This window comes from Roseococcus sp. SDR (genome assembly GCF_019083995.1).
Classification (GTDB): domain Bacteria; phylum Pseudomonadota; class Alphaproteobacteria; order Acetobacterales; family Acetobacteraceae; genus Roseococcus.
On record NZ_JAHRCU010000001.1, the window covers coordinates 345,890 to 358,426 of the forward strand.

A 12,537-nucleotide genomic window follows, 5' to 3' on the forward strand; every position below is an offset into this window, starting at 1 on the left:
CCATGCGCATCGCGGTGATCGGCGGCGGCCCCGCCGGCCTCTACTTCGCCATCCTGATGAAGCGCGACCGGCCCGAGGCCGAGATCACCGTGGTGGAGCGCAACCAGCCGGATGACACCTTCGGCTTCGGTGTCGTCTTCTCGGACGCCACGCTCGACATCTTCCGCGACGCGGACGAGCCCTCCTACCGCGCCATCGTGGAGAACTTCGCCTATTGGGACGATATCGCGATCATCGCGCGTGGACATGAGCATCGCGTGGGCGGCAATGGCTTCTGCGGCTGCTCGCGCCGCACGCTGCTGACGCTGTTGCAGGCGCGCGCGCGGGAACTCGGCGTCACGCTCGAATTCCGGCGCGAGGCGAAGCCGGAGGATTTCCCCGACGCCGATCTGATCATCGCGGCCGATGGCGTGAACAGCGCCATCCGCAACCGCTTCCTGGATCACTTCCAGCCCGAGGTGGATCTCCGCCCCAACCGCTTCGCCTGGATGGGCAGCACCAGGCCGCTCGACGCCTTCAGCTTCTTCTTCGAGGAGCGGCCCGAGGGCATCTTCATCGCCCATGCCTATCAATATGAGGCAGGTGCCAGCACCTGGGTGCTGGAGACCGACCCCGAGACCTTCGCCCGCGCGGGCCTCGACAAGATGGATGAGGCGCAAAGCGCCGCCTATCTGGAGGGCGTCTTCGCCGAGGCGCTGCAGGGCCACAAGCTCATCACCAATCGCAGCATGTGGCGGCAGTTTCCGATGATCCGCTGCGCGCGCTGGGTGAAGGACAACATCGTCCTGCTCGGCGATGCCAAGGCCTCGGCGCATTTCTCCATCGGCTCGGGCACCAAGCTCGCCATGGAGGATGCCATCGCGCTGCATGCCGCCTTCATGGCAGGCGGCGATGTCGCCACCTGCCTCGCCCGCTTCGAGACCGGGCGGCGCGAGGAGGTGGAGAAGATCCAGCACGCGGCCGATGTCTCGCTCGTCTGGTTCGAGCATGTGAAGCGCTTCTGGAACTTCCACCCCGCCCGCTTCGCCTTCGGCGTGATGACGCGCAGCAAGGCCATCACCTGGGACAATCTGCTGCTGCGCGCGCCCGAATTCGTGGCGGAGGTGCAGCAGGTGGTGGCGGCGGAGACGCCGGGCGGCGATGCCCGCAACCCGCCCATGTTCCAACCCTTCCAGCTGCGCGGCATGCGGCTGCCCAACCGCGTCGTCGTCTCGCCCATGTGCATGTATTCGGCGGAGGAGGGCGTGCCGAACGACTTCCACCTGATCCATTACGGCGCGCGCGCCATGGGCGGCGCGGCACTCATCTTCACCGAGATGACCTGCCCCGCGCGGGATGCGCGCATCACCCCAGGCTGCGCGGGCCTCTGGAATGACGCGCAGCAGGCGGCCTGGACGCGGATTGTGGCCAATGCCCATGCGGCGGGGGCGAAGATGTGCCTCCAGCTTGGCCATGCCGGGCGGAAGGGCGCGACCAAGCTCATGTGGGAGGGCATGGACCAGCCGCTGGCCGAGGGTGCCTGGCCCATCCTCTCCGCCAGCGCCATCCCCTATCTGCCGCATGGCCAGGTGCCGCGCGCCATGGAACGCGCGGACATGGACCGGGTGAAGGCGGATTTCCTGGCCGCCACCGAGCGCGCCATCGCCTGCGGCTTCGACATGCTGGAGCTGCATTGCGCCCATGGCTATCTGCTGGCGAGCTTCCTCTCGCCGCTGACGAACCACCGCACCGATGACTATGGCGGCAGCGTGGAGAACCGCCTGCGCTACCCGCTGGAGGTCTTCACCGCCATGCGCGCCCTCTGGCCGGAGGATCGGCCCATGTCGGTCCGCGTCTCCGCCACCGACTGGGCTGCGGGCGGCATCACCGATGCGGATATGCTGGTGATCGCGCGCGCCTTCCGCGAGGCGGGCTGCGACCTGCTGGATGTCTCGACCGGCCAGACGGTGGCCGATGCCGAGCCGGTCTATGGCCGCATGTTCCAGCTCCCCTGGGCCGACATGCTGCGCAATGAGGCGGGCATCGCGGTCATGTGCGTGGGCTCCATCACCACGGCGGACCAGGTGAACACCATCATCGCGGCCGGCCGCGCCGATCTGGTGGCGCTGGCCCGCCCGCATCTGACGGACCCTTCCTTCACGCTGCACGCCGCCGCAGAATACGGCGTGCGCGGGGTGAACACCCCCGTTCAATATGGCTGGGGCAAGGATGCGCTGTTCCGCAATGCGAAGCGCGCGAGGGAGGATCTGATGGAACTGCGTCGCAAGGCGAAACCCGCGAGCCACGCGCCGAAATGAGCGCGCCCATCCTCATCGCCGGTGGTGGCATCGGCGGCCTGACCCTGGCGCTTTCGCTGCACGAGCGCGGCATCCCCTGCCTGGTGCTGGAGGCGGCGGCCGAGGTGAAGCAGCTCGGCGTCGGCATCAACACGCTGACCAATGCGATCCGGGAGCTGACGGCTCTCGGCCTTTTGGACGAGCTGGACGAGGTCGCGATCCGCACGCGCGAGCTGCGCTACATGGATCGCTTCGGCAACCGCATCTGGACCGAGGCGCGCGGGCTGCATGCGGGGCATGATGCGCCGCAGCTTTCCATCCATCGCGGCCGCATGCATGGCGTGCTGTGGCGCGCGGCGCTGAAGCGGCTGGGCGGCGATGCGGTGCGGACGGGCATGCGGCTCACGGGCTTCACGCAGGATGCGCAGGGCGTCACCGCGCGCTTCGCCGATGGGAGCGAGATCCAGGGCCGCGCGCTGATTGGCGCGGATGGCATCCATTCCATGCTGCGCGCGGCGCTGCATCCGAATGATCCTGGCATTCGCTGGAACGGCATCCAGATGTGGCGCGGCGCCACCCTCTGGCCCTGCTACGAGACGGGTGACGTCATGTTCGTGGCCGGCGACATGAAGGAGAAGCTGGTCTTCTACCCGATCGGCCGTGGGTCCACGCCGGAGACGCGCCTCACCAACTGGGTGGTCTGCGCCCAGATCGGCGACCCGACGCGCCCGCCGCCCCGCCGCGAGGATTGGGCGCGGCCGGGCCAGTTGGCCGAGGTTCTGCCGCATGTGCAGCGCTTCCGCGTGCCCGGCCTCGATGTGGAGGCCATGGTCCGCGCCACGCCGGAATTCTGGGAATACCCGATGTGCGACCGCGATCCGCTGCCCTTCTGGACGCAGGGCCGGGTGACGCTCTTGGGCGATGCGGCGCATGCGATGTACCCGACCGGCTCCAACGGCGCCTCCCAGGCCATCATCGACGCGCGCCTGCTGGCGCGGCTGCTGGATGAACTGCCGGTGGAGGAGGCGCTGACCGCCTATGAGGCCGAGCGCCTGCCGGCCACGCGGGAGATCGCGCTTTCCAACCGCCGCGGCGGGCCGGAGCGCGTGGTGGATGTGGTGAGCGAACGCGCGCCCGATGGCTTCACCGACCTCAACGCCGTGATCGCGCATGAGGAGCTGGCCGCCATCGCGCGCGGCTATGCGAAGCTCGCGGGGATGGTGCGGTGAGGATCGACATCACGCGCGACGGCGATATCCGCCGCGTCACGGTCGCGAATGACGCCAAGCTCAACACGCTGAACTCGGAGCTGCTGCTGCAGCTCGCCGCCGCCTTCGAGGTGGAGGACGATATCCGCGCCGTGGTGCTGGCGGGCGAGGGGCCGCGCGCCTTCATCGGCGGCGCGGATATCCGCGAGATGGGGGCCGTGGCGACGCCGGATCAAGGCCGCGCCTTCATCGAGCGCGTGCATGGGGCCTGCGCCGCCATCCGCGCCTGCCGCGTGCCGGTCATCGCGCGCATCCAGGGCTGGTGCCTGGGCGCAGGGCTCGAGATCGCCGCCGCCTGTGATCTGCGCATCGCCGCCGATGGGGCGAAATTCGGCATGCCGGAGGTGCGCGTCGGCATCCCCTCCGTGGTCGAGGCCGCGCTGCTGCCGGGGCTGATCGGCTGGGGCCGCACGCGGCGCCTGCTGCTGCTGGCCGAGACGCTGGATGCCGCGACCATGGAAGCCTGGGGCTTCCTGGAGCGCGTGGTGCCGATGGAGCGGCTCGACCCCGCGGTGGAGGAATGGATCGCCCTGCTGCGTGAGGCGGGGCCGGTCGCCATCGCCAACCAGAAGGCGCTGATCCGTGCCTGGGAGGATCTGCCGCTGAGCCAGGCCATCGCGGCCGGAATTCCGGCCTTCGCGAAATCCTGGGAGACGGCGGAGCCCCGCGCGATGATGGGGCACTTCCTCAACCGCCGGCGGTAACTTCCCCGACCTTCGGCGCGAAAACCGGAGGCTCGCCATGATGGCGACCGGAGAAACCGCGCCCATGCCCGAAGCTCGCCTGGCCATCGCCCTGCTCGTCCTGCGCCTCACGCTCGGCGTCTTCTTCCTGCAATGGGGGATCGAGAAATTCGTCGTCCCGGCGACGACGCTCGCGATCTTCCGCAACTTCTACGGGATCGATTTCGGCAGCTGGGTGCCGCCCATCCTGGGTGTGGCGCAGGTGCTGATCGCGGTGGCGCTGCTGCTGGGCTTCCAGCCGCGCCTCACCTACGGAATCGTGCTGCTGCTGCATGGCGTGACGGTGATCGTCTCCATCCCGCGCATCCTCTCGCCGTGGAATCCGGTGAGCAACCACTTCTTCATCGCGGGCGTGCCGATCCTCGCTGCCTTCTTCGCGCTGTATCTGCTGCGCGACTGGGATCGCTACCGGATCGGCGGCGCCGGGAAGGTCAGCCCCGCAGCGTGATCCGTGCGCTATCCGCGCAACATTCCAGGTGCGCTATCCGCGCAACATCCCAGGTGCGCTATCCGCGCAACGCCTTGATCTGCGCCGGATAGCTGGAGGGGTCCGTCCGCACGTCGATCAGGCGCGGGCCGGGTTGCGCCATGGCTTCCGCCAGCGCGTCGTCGAGGCCGGACGCATCTGCCACGCTCCAGGCGCGGCCGCCCATGCCGCGCATCACGGCGGCGAAATCGGCCATGGGCCAGTCGAGCGCGCCATCGGGCAGGTCCCGCGCGCCCTTCTTGATGTCGATGAGCGAGAGGGTCGCGTCATTGAACACCACCACCGTCAGGTTCACGCCCATGGCGGCGGCGGTGGCCAGTTCACCGATCGCCATGAGCAGCCCGCCATCGCCGGTGAAGGCGACCGCGCCACGGCCAGGGTCATGCCAGGCGGCGGCGATGGCGGCGGGCAGCGCATAGCCCATGGTGGCGAGGCCATTGGAGATCAGCAGGTCACCCGGCCGTTCTGCCTGCCAGAAGGTGGTGGCGGGGAACATGTGGGCGCCGGCATCCACGCTGACACGCGGGTCCACGCCCAGGCGGCGGCAGGCATCCTGCGTCACGCGCACGATGTCGGACGGCGCCATGCCGCGATTGCCGCCGGGCGCGTTCTCCAGCGCCGCGAGCCAGGCGGTGCGCAGCGCGGCCACGCGGCCCTCGGGCCAGGGGCGGCGCGGCGCATCCTCGGCGAGCGCGGCGGCCGCCACCTCCCAGGCGCCGATCAGCGCCAGCTCCGGCTTGCGGTATTCCATCTCCCGCGCGCAGCAGGCGAGGTCGAGGATCGGCACCCCATAACGCCAGGGCTGGCCGATGAACTCCACCGGGTCGGCGCCCAGGAGCAGGATGAGGTCGGCCTCGCGCAGCAGCGGCGCCTCCGCCTCGCCGCCGGTGAAGACGCCGCCGAAGAGCGGGTGGCTGTCGGGCAGCACGCCCTTGGCCTTGTAGGTGACGAGGCCGGGGCAGCCCAGCGCCTCGACCAGGCGCCGCGTGGCGGCGGCGCGTGCGGGCGCGGTCGCTTCCAGGCCGATGATGAGCGCGGGGCGCTGCGCGGCCTCCAGCAGGCGCCGCGCCTCGGCGATGGCGCCGGGCGAGGGGGCCTCCAGCACGGGCGGGTTGAAGGGCGCGGCGGGGGCGGCCGGTGCGCGCGCGGCGTCGCCCGCCAGTTCCAGATAGCCAGGGCCACGCGGGGCGGAGAGGGCGGCCTCCAGCACGCGCGCGGCCTCGGTCGCGCCCAGGCCGCGGGCGCGCGTGACGGGCGCCATCATCGCCGCCTGGTCGAAGAGCTGATGCGTGACATAGCGGCTCTCCCGCGCCGCGAAGCCATCCGCCACCAGGATCACCGGCGCGCGCTCCAGGCTCGCATTGGCCATGCCGTTGGCCGCGTTGGAAACGCCGGGGCCGCGCGTCGTCAGCAGGCCGACGGGCTTGTGGGTGAGCTCGGCGAGCGCGGAGGCCATGATGCCCGCGCCATTCTCCGTGCGCGCGAGCAGGAAGGGAATGCCGCGCGCCTTGGCCGCGGCGATGAGATCGAGGCTGGAGCCGCCGCCCGGCACGCCGAAGATCGCCGGCATGCCGGCGGCGGCGAAGCTTGCCAGCATGGCCTCGGCGCCGGTGGTGAGCTGCGGCTGGTCGTTCATCGGATTCTCCCTCGGCCACGCAGCATAGGCGCTGCGCCCCGCGCGCCAAGCTGCCCGCGCCTTGGGCAAAGCCGGGCCGGCCGATGCGCATTCCACGCTGGGCTGGCTTGTGCAGGGCGCCGGGCTGCGGCAAAGCTCATGCAGTCTACCGGGATTGATGTGCATGACGAGCCAAGCCTTCGATGAGATGGGGAAGGGCGCCTCCCTCCACCCCGCCTATGCGGCCATCGCCGATTGGCTCCGCGAGACGCCGGCCGCCGACCTCGCCGCCAAGCGGGCCGAGGCGGAGGTGCTGTTCCGCCGCGTCGGCATCACCTTCGCCGTCTATGGCGAGGGCGGCGACCCGGAGCGCCTCATCCCCTTCGACATCATCCCCCGCATCCTGGCGCGTGCGGAATGGCAGACGCTCTCGGCCGGCCTCACGCAGCGCGTGCGCGCGCTGAACGCCTTCCTGGCCGATATCTACGGCAAGCAGGAGATCATCCGCGCCGGCCGCATCCCGGCCCACCTGATCGAGGGCAATGAGCAGTTCCGGCCCGAGATGCAGGGCTTCCTGCCGCCCGGCGGGATCTACACGCATATCGCGGGCATCGACCTGGTGCGCACCGGACCGGACCAGTTCTACGTGCTGGAGGACAATGCGCGCACGCCGTCCGGCGTCTCCTATATGCTGGAGAACCGCGAGGCGATGCTGCGGCTGTTCCCGCGCCTGATGGCGCGGCACCGCATCGCGCCCGTGAACCGCTACCCGGAGGATCTGCTCGCGACGCTGAAGGCGGCCGCGCCGGAGCGCGCGGGGCCGGACCCGACGGTGGTGATCCTCACACCGGGCAGCTTCAACAGCGCCTATTACGAGCATTGCTTCCTGGCCGATGAGATGGGCGTGGAGGTGCTGGAAGGCCCGGACCTCTTCGTCGAGGATGACATCGTCTACATGCGCACCACGGCGGGTGCCAAGCGCGTGGATGTGATCTATCGCCGCATCGATGACGACTATCTGGACCCCAAGGCCTTCCGGCCGGACAGCATGCTGGGCGTGCCGGGCCTGATCGCCGCCTATCGCGCCGGCAATGTCGCGCTCTGCAACGCGCCGGGCTGCGGCATCGCCGATGACAAGGCGATCTACCCCTATGTGCCCGCCATGATCCGCTTCTATCTGGGCGAGGAGCCGCGCCTGGCCAATGTGCCGACCCTGCTCTGCGAGCGTGAGGAGGACCGCCGCGAGGTCCTGGCCAATCTGGACAAGCTGGTGGTGAAGCTCGCCCAGGGCTCGGGCGGCTACGGCATGCTGATCGGCCCCCACGCGACGCAGGCCGAGCGCGACGACTTCGCGGCCCGCATCCGCGCCAAGCCGCAGGACTACATCGCGCAGCCCACGCTGGCGCTCTCCACCGTGCCGACGCTGGTGGAGCAGGGCATCGCGCCGCGCCATGTGGATTTGCGCCCCTTCGTGCTGAGCACCAAGGATGCGGTGCGCATCGTGCCGGGCGGGCTGACGCGCGTGGCGCTTCGCGAGGGATCGCTGGTGGTGAATTCCAGCCAGGGCGGCGGCACGAAGGACACCTGGGTGCTGGAGGCCGATCCCATACCCAGCACCGCGCATGGGGGTGCCGCCGCATGCTGAGCCGCACCGCCGACAGCCTGTTCTGGCTGGGCCGCTATACCGAGCGCGCCGCCAATGTGGCGCGCGGGCTTTCCGTCGCCTCGCGCATGGCGGGGCTCACGGCCGAACTCAACCATGAGGGCGATGAGTGGCGCGCGCTTCTCGTCGCCGCCGGCTGCGAGCCGGGCTTCTTCCAGAAGCACCAGGAGATCACCGAGGAAGCCGTGATCGACTTCCTGGTGCGCGACCCGGACAACCCCTCGGGCATCATTCCCTGCTTCGCCGCCGCGCGGCACAATGCCCGCACGGTGCGCACCGCGCTGACCGTGGACATGTGGAGTGCCATGTCCGACAGCTGGAACCATCTGCGGCGCATCGGCCCCGCGGATTTCCAGGGCGAGAAGCTGCCGGGCTTCCTCGAATGGGTGCGCGAGCGCGTGCTGCTGTTCAACGGTGCGGCGATGGACACCATGCTGCGCGGCGAGGCCTGGCTCTTCGTCCAGCTCGGCACCGCGCTGGAGCGCGCGGACAACACGGCCCGCCTGCTCGATGTGAAGCATGAGGTGCTGGAGAGCGAGGCCGAGACCACCGTCGCCCATGGGCAGTGGCAGGCGGTGCTGCAATCCTTCTCCGCGCTGCGCGCCTACCACTGGGTCTTCCGCGATCGCATCACGCCCGCGCGCATCGCGGAGCTGATGATCCTGCGCCCCGAGCTGCCGCGCAGCCTGATCGCCAGCTACAACCGCGTCTGCGAGGTGCTGGAGCTGATCGCAGCCGAGCAGGATGGCCGGCGGGGCGAGCCGCACCGCCTGGCGGAGGAGCTGCGCACGCAGCTGCGCACCGGCCGCATCGAGGACATCATGGAGGCGGGGCTGCATGAATACCTCACCGCCATGATCATCAACACGGCGGAGCTGGGCGAGGCGGTCCAGGCCTTCTACATCCGCGCCTGATCGGGCATTCTCCGCGCGCTGCAACGGAGGGCGCGGGAATGACCTATTGCGTGGGGCTGTGCGTGAATGAGGGCCTCGTCATGCTCTCGGACACGCGCACCAATGCGGGCCTCGACAACATTTCGACCTTCTCGAAGATGTTCGTGGTCGAGCAGCCGGGCGAACGCGCCCTGGTCATGATGACGGCGGGCAACCTCGCCATCACCCAGGCCGTGGTGAACCACCTGCAGGCGGGCGTCTGGCACAATGGCGCGCAGCTGCGCCTGACCGACGTGCCGGACATGGTGAGCGCCGCGCAGCTCGTGGGGGCCGCGGTGCGCCTGGTGCAGCAGCAGGATGGCGCGGCGCTGGGCGCGCAGGGCCTCGGCTTCGATTGCAGCCTGCTGCTGGGCGGCCAGATCGCGGGCGGGCCGCCGCGCCTCTTCCTCATCTACTCGGCGGGCAATTTCATCGAGGCGACGGAGGACACGCCCTTCCTCCAGATCGGCGAGCACAAATACGGCAAGCCCATCCTGGACCGCGTGCTGACGCCCGAGACCTCGCTCGTCATGGGCGTGGCGCTCACGCTGATCAGCATGGACAGCACGCTGCGCTCCAACCTCTCGGTCGGCATGCCGCTCGACATCGCGGTGATCCGCACAGGCGAATGCAGCGTCGCCTCGCGCCGGCGCTTCACCGAGGATGACCCCTATTACCAGACCATCCGCAATGGCTGGTCGCAGGCGCTGCGGGATGCATATCTGGCGCTGCCGCGGCCGGACTTCATTCCCTGAAGGTCCAGGACCCCTGATCGGCGGCCGCCGCCGGCGGCCGAGGCCGCGAATTGCGGCCCGCGGCCTGTGCCGCGAAGCCAAGCGCGCGGAGCGCGCGCCCGGCGTTTGAGGGCATGGATCAGCTCAGGTCCTGGCCAGCCAGCGGCAATTGCCGGATGCGCTTGCCCGTCGCCGCGAAGATCGCGTTGCAGACGGCGGGTGCGAGCGGCGGCACGCCGGGCTCGCCCACGCCGCCCAGCGCTTGGCCGCTGCGGATGATGTGCGTCTCCACCACCGGCGCCTCGCTGATGCGGGCGATGCGGTAGCTGTCGAAATTGCGCTGCTCGGCGCGGCCCTGCTTCAGCGTCACCGCCTCATGCTTCATGGCCGAGAGCGCCCAGACCACGCTGCCCTGCATCTGCGCGGCCACCGTGTCCGGGTTGATCACATCGCCGCAATCATAGGCGACGGTCACCTTGTGGACGGTGAGTTCGCCGCGCGTGATGGAGATTTCCGCGACCTCGGCGCAGAGGCTGCCATAGGCCTCCATATAGGCGATGCCGCGATAGCGCCCGGGCGGCAGCGGCGTGCCCCAGCCGCCCTTCTCGGCGGCGAGGTTCAGCACCGCCAGCGCGCGCGCGTCATGCGCCAGCAATTCGCGGCGCAGCGTGAGCGGGTCCTTGTTCGCGGCGGCGGCGACCTCATCGAGGAAGCTCTCGACGAAGAAGCCGTATTGCGAGGAGCCGACCGAGCGCCAGAGCCAGACCTTGGGCGGCAGGTCCACGCGCGCATATTCGGCGCGGAAGGCACCGAAGCGGTAGCGCGTGTCCGTCACGCTCTGCAGCGCGAAGGGGTCCACGAAATTCGGGTTGCGGAAGAGCCAGGGGCGATAGTCATACATGACCGAGCCGCCGGCGCCGCGGATGTTGAAGCCGGTGACGCGGCCCGAGGCATCGAGGGCCGCCTCCATCTTCGCCGCGAAGGCCGGGCGGTAATAGCCTTGGGCGAATTCATCGCCGCGCGACCAGATCAGCTGCACGGGCCGGCCCAGCGCGCGCGCCGCATGCGCGGCCTGGGCGGCCACTTCCACATGCAGGCGCCGGCCGAAGCCGCCGCCGGCATAGGTCGTGTGCATCGTCACGTTCGCGGGCGGGATGTTCAGCGCGGCCGCCACGTCCCGCACGCACCAATCCTGGTGCTGGGTGGGCGCCCAGATCTCCGCGCGGTCCCCGGTGATGCGGATGGTCGCGTTCTCCGTCTCCATCGGCGCATGGGCCAGATACGGCACTTCGTAGGTCGCGCTCACCACGCGGGCGGCGGCGGCGCGGGTCGCTTCCCAATCGCCGTCATTGCGCGGGCGCTGCGCCTGGGGCTGGTCCAGCGCGGCGCGCAGCCGGGCGGAGACGGCGGCGGAATCCATGCCGTCATGCGGCGTGGCCTTCCAGCGCACCACCAGCGCCTCGGCGCCGCGCATGGCGGCCCAGGTGTTGGTGGCGGCGACGGCGAGGCCACGCGGGATGGGCACCACCTGCACCACGCCCGGGATGGCGAGGGCGGGGGCGGCGTCGAAGCTTTCCAGTTCCGCGCCGAAGACCTCGGGCAGACGGGCTACGGCGAAGAGCATGCCGGGCAGGCGCACATCCACGCCATAGGTGGCGGCACCCCGCGTCTTGGCCGGGATGTCGGCGCGCGGCGCGTTGTGGCCGCTGATGCGGCGCTCGCTGGCCGGCTTCATCGCGGGCATTTCAGGGAGCGGCAGGCGGGCGGCGGCTTCGGCCAACTCGCCGAAACCGAGCGAGCGGTTGCTCGCGGCGTGCACCACGCGGCCATCGGCGACGGTCAGGCTATCGGCCGGGACGGAAAGGCGCTCGGCGGCCGCCTGGACCAGGACGGTGCGGGCGGCGGCAGCTCCCCGGCGCAGGCGGGGCGCCCATTGCCGGATGCCGAAGGAGGCGCCGGTGTACATCTCATTCACGCCGGCCAGGCGCAGCGCGGGCTCGGGCTGGCCGACGGTGACGGTCACCGCCTCCAGCGCGCAGCCCAGCTCATCGGCCACGATCTGCGCATGGGCGGTGTGGGTGCCCTGGCCCAATTCGCTGGTGGTGGTGAAGAGCGTCACGCGGCCATCGGCGCCGATGCGCAGGAAGCCGCTCAGCGTGCCATTGGCGCCGCTGCCCGCGATGGTCGGCGGCGGGGGCGCGGCCGGCGCCTGGGCCATGGCGGCATCGGCCATGAGGGGGACAAGAAGGGCGGATTGCAGAAGGGCGCGGCGGTCGAGCATGGTCATCACCCCTGGGCCGCCGCCTGATGCACCGCGGCGCGGATGCGCTGATAGGTGCCGCAGCGGCAGATATGGCCCTCCAGCGCGGCGTCGATCTGCGCATCGGTGGGGCGCGGCGTCTCGCGCAGCAGGGCGGCGGCGGCCATGATCTGGCCGGACTGGCAATAGCCGCATTGCGGCACCTGGGCCGCAATCCAGGCGAGCTGGACCGGGTGGCGCCCTTCGGGGTGCAGGCCTTCGATGGTGGTGACGCTCTTGCCGACCGCATCGGCGAGCGTGGTCTGGCAGGCGCGGGCGGGCTGGCCATCCAGATGCACGGTGCAGGCGCCGCATTGCGCGATGCCGCAGCCATATTTCGTGCCGGTGAGGTTCAGGATGTCGCGCAACGCCCAGAGGAGCGGCATGTCGGGCGCGGCGTCGAGGCGGCGCGCCTGCCCATTGATGGTCAGCTCGATCATCACGTTCTCCCTGGATGGCCGTTTGATTGCCTTGCCGAAATCTATGCAGGGGAGCGGGAGCCACTGCAAGTCCCACTTGC

10 protein-coding genes are annotated in these 12,537 nt (G+C 70.2%); 7 read left to right on the forward strand and 3 right to left on the reverse strand.

Annotation, left to right across the window (positions count from 1 at the left end; genetic code table 11):
* Positions 1–2 precede the first annotated feature (2 nt).
* The 4 genes from KTR66_RS01745 (at position 3) to KTR66_RS01760 (ending at position 4,735) form a co-directional block, all read left to right on the forward strand.
* Entirely contained in the window at positions 3–2,297 is a 2,295-nt protein-coding gene (locus KTR66_RS01745) for a bifunctional salicylyl-CoA 5-hydroxylase/oxidoreductase (protein ID WP_213609718.1), read from the forward strand.
* The gene (locus KTR66_RS01750; RefSeq protein ID WP_213609720.1) at positions 2,294–3,505 is read left to right on the forward strand and encodes a flavin-dependent oxidoreductase; all 1,212 of its coding nucleotides are present in this window, start codon (positions 2,294–2,296) and stop codon (positions 3,503–3,505) included. Before KTR66_RS01745 ends, KTR66_RS01750 begins: the two co-directional genes overlap by 4 nt.
* A complete protein-coding gene (locus KTR66_RS01755) occupies positions 3,502–4,248 on the forward strand; it encodes an enoyl-CoA hydratase (protein WP_213609722.1) in 747 nt (248 codons plus the stop codon). Before KTR66_RS01750 ends, KTR66_RS01755 begins: the two co-directional genes overlap by 4 nt.
* Positions 4,249–4,312: 64 nt before the next feature.
* On the forward strand, positions 4,313–4,735 hold the full coding sequence (locus KTR66_RS01760; protein WP_213609724.1) for a DoxX family protein: 423 nt from the start codon (positions 4,313–4,315) through the stop codon (positions 4,733–4,735).
* A gap of 58 nt (positions 4,736–4,793) precedes the next feature.
* Here KTR66_RS01760 and KTR66_RS01765 read toward each other — a convergent pair whose 3' ends face one another.
* Positions 4,794–6,410: a thiamine pyrophosphate-binding protein gene (locus KTR66_RS01765; RefSeq protein WP_213609726.1), complete on the reverse strand. Its 1,617-nt coding sequence runs from the start codon at positions 6,408–6,410 to the stop codon at positions 4,794–4,796.
* A 163-nt stretch (positions 6,411–6,573) separates the two neighbouring features.
* Here KTR66_RS01765 and KTR66_RS01770 point away from each other — a divergent pair, with 163 nt between their 5' ends.
* The 3 genes from KTR66_RS01770 to KTR66_RS01780 are packed head-to-tail and all read left to right on the forward strand — an operon-like array spanning position 6,574 to position 9,739.
* Positions 6,574–8,034, forward strand: a complete 1,461-nt coding sequence (locus tag KTR66_RS01770; protein ID WP_249731760.1) for a circularly permuted type 2 ATP-grasp protein — start codon at positions 6,574–6,576, stop codon at positions 8,032–8,034.
* Positions 8,028–8,966 carry an alpha-E domain-containing protein gene (locus tag KTR66_RS01775; protein WP_213609728.1) on the forward strand — a complete coding sequence of 313 codons (939 nt, stop codon included), beginning with the start codon at positions 8,028–8,030 and terminating at the stop codon, positions 8,964–8,966. Before KTR66_RS01770 ends, KTR66_RS01775 begins: the two co-directional genes overlap by 7 nt.
* A 38-nt stretch (positions 8,967–9,004) precedes the next feature.
* Positions 9,005–9,739, forward strand: a complete 735-nt coding sequence (locus tag KTR66_RS01780; protein WP_213609730.1) for a proteasome-type protease — start codon at positions 9,005–9,007, stop codon at positions 9,737–9,739.
* A gap of 118 nt (positions 9,740–9,857) precedes the next feature.
* Here KTR66_RS01780 and KTR66_RS01785 read toward each other — a convergent pair whose 3' ends face one another.
* Positions 9,858–11,999 carry a molybdopterin cofactor-binding domain-containing protein gene (locus KTR66_RS01785; RefSeq protein WP_213609732.1) on the reverse strand — a complete coding sequence of 714 codons (2,142 nt, stop codon included), beginning with the start codon at positions 11,997–11,999 and terminating at the stop codon, positions 9,858–9,860.
* Positions 12,000–12,004: 5 nt separating this feature from the next.
* Positions 12,005–12,457: a (2Fe-2S)-binding protein gene (locus KTR66_RS01790; protein ID WP_213609734.1), complete on the reverse strand. Its 453-nt coding sequence runs from the start codon at positions 12,455–12,457 to the stop codon at positions 12,005–12,007.
* Positions 12,458–12,537: the final 80 nt, after the last annotated feature.

What these genes read in the sequence shown, in the direction of transcription:
- KTR66_RS01745 (WP_213609718.1), top strand. Translation starts at nt 3, where the DNA reads ATGCGCATCGCGGTGATCGGCGGCGGCCCCGCCGGCCTCTACTTCGCC.
- KTR66_RS01770 (WP_249731760.1), top strand. Translation starts at nt 6,574, where the DNA reads ATGACGAGCCAAGCCTTCGATGAGATGGGGAAGGGCGCCTCCCTCCAC.
- KTR66_RS01790 (WP_213609734.1), bottom strand. Translation starts at nt 12,457, where the DNA reads ATGATCGAGCTGACCATCAATGGGCAGGCGCGCCGCCTCGACGCCGCG.
- KTR66_RS01750 (WP_213609720.1), top strand. Translation starts at nt 2,294, where the DNA reads ATGAGCGCGCCCATCCTCATCGCCGGTGGTGGCATCGGCGGCCTGACC.
- KTR66_RS01780 (WP_213609730.1), top strand. Translation starts at nt 9,005, where the DNA reads ATGACCTATTGCGTGGGGCTGTGCGTGAATGAGGGCCTCGTCATGCTC.
- KTR66_RS01775 (WP_213609728.1), top strand. Translation starts at nt 8,028, where the DNA reads ATGCTGAGCCGCACCGCCGACAGCCTGTTCTGGCTGGGCCGCTATACC.
- KTR66_RS01785 (WP_213609732.1), bottom strand. Translation starts at nt 11,999, where the DNA reads ATGCTCGACCGCCGCGCCCTTCTGCAATCCGCCCTTCTTGTCCCCCTC.
- KTR66_RS01760 (WP_213609724.1), top strand. Translation starts at nt 4,313, where the DNA reads ATGCCCGAAGCTCGCCTGGCCATCGCCCTGCTCGTCCTGCGCCTCACG.
- KTR66_RS01765 (WP_213609726.1), bottom strand. Translation starts at nt 6,410, where the DNA reads ATGAACGACCAGCCGCAGCTCACCACCGGCGCCGAGGCCATGCTGGCA.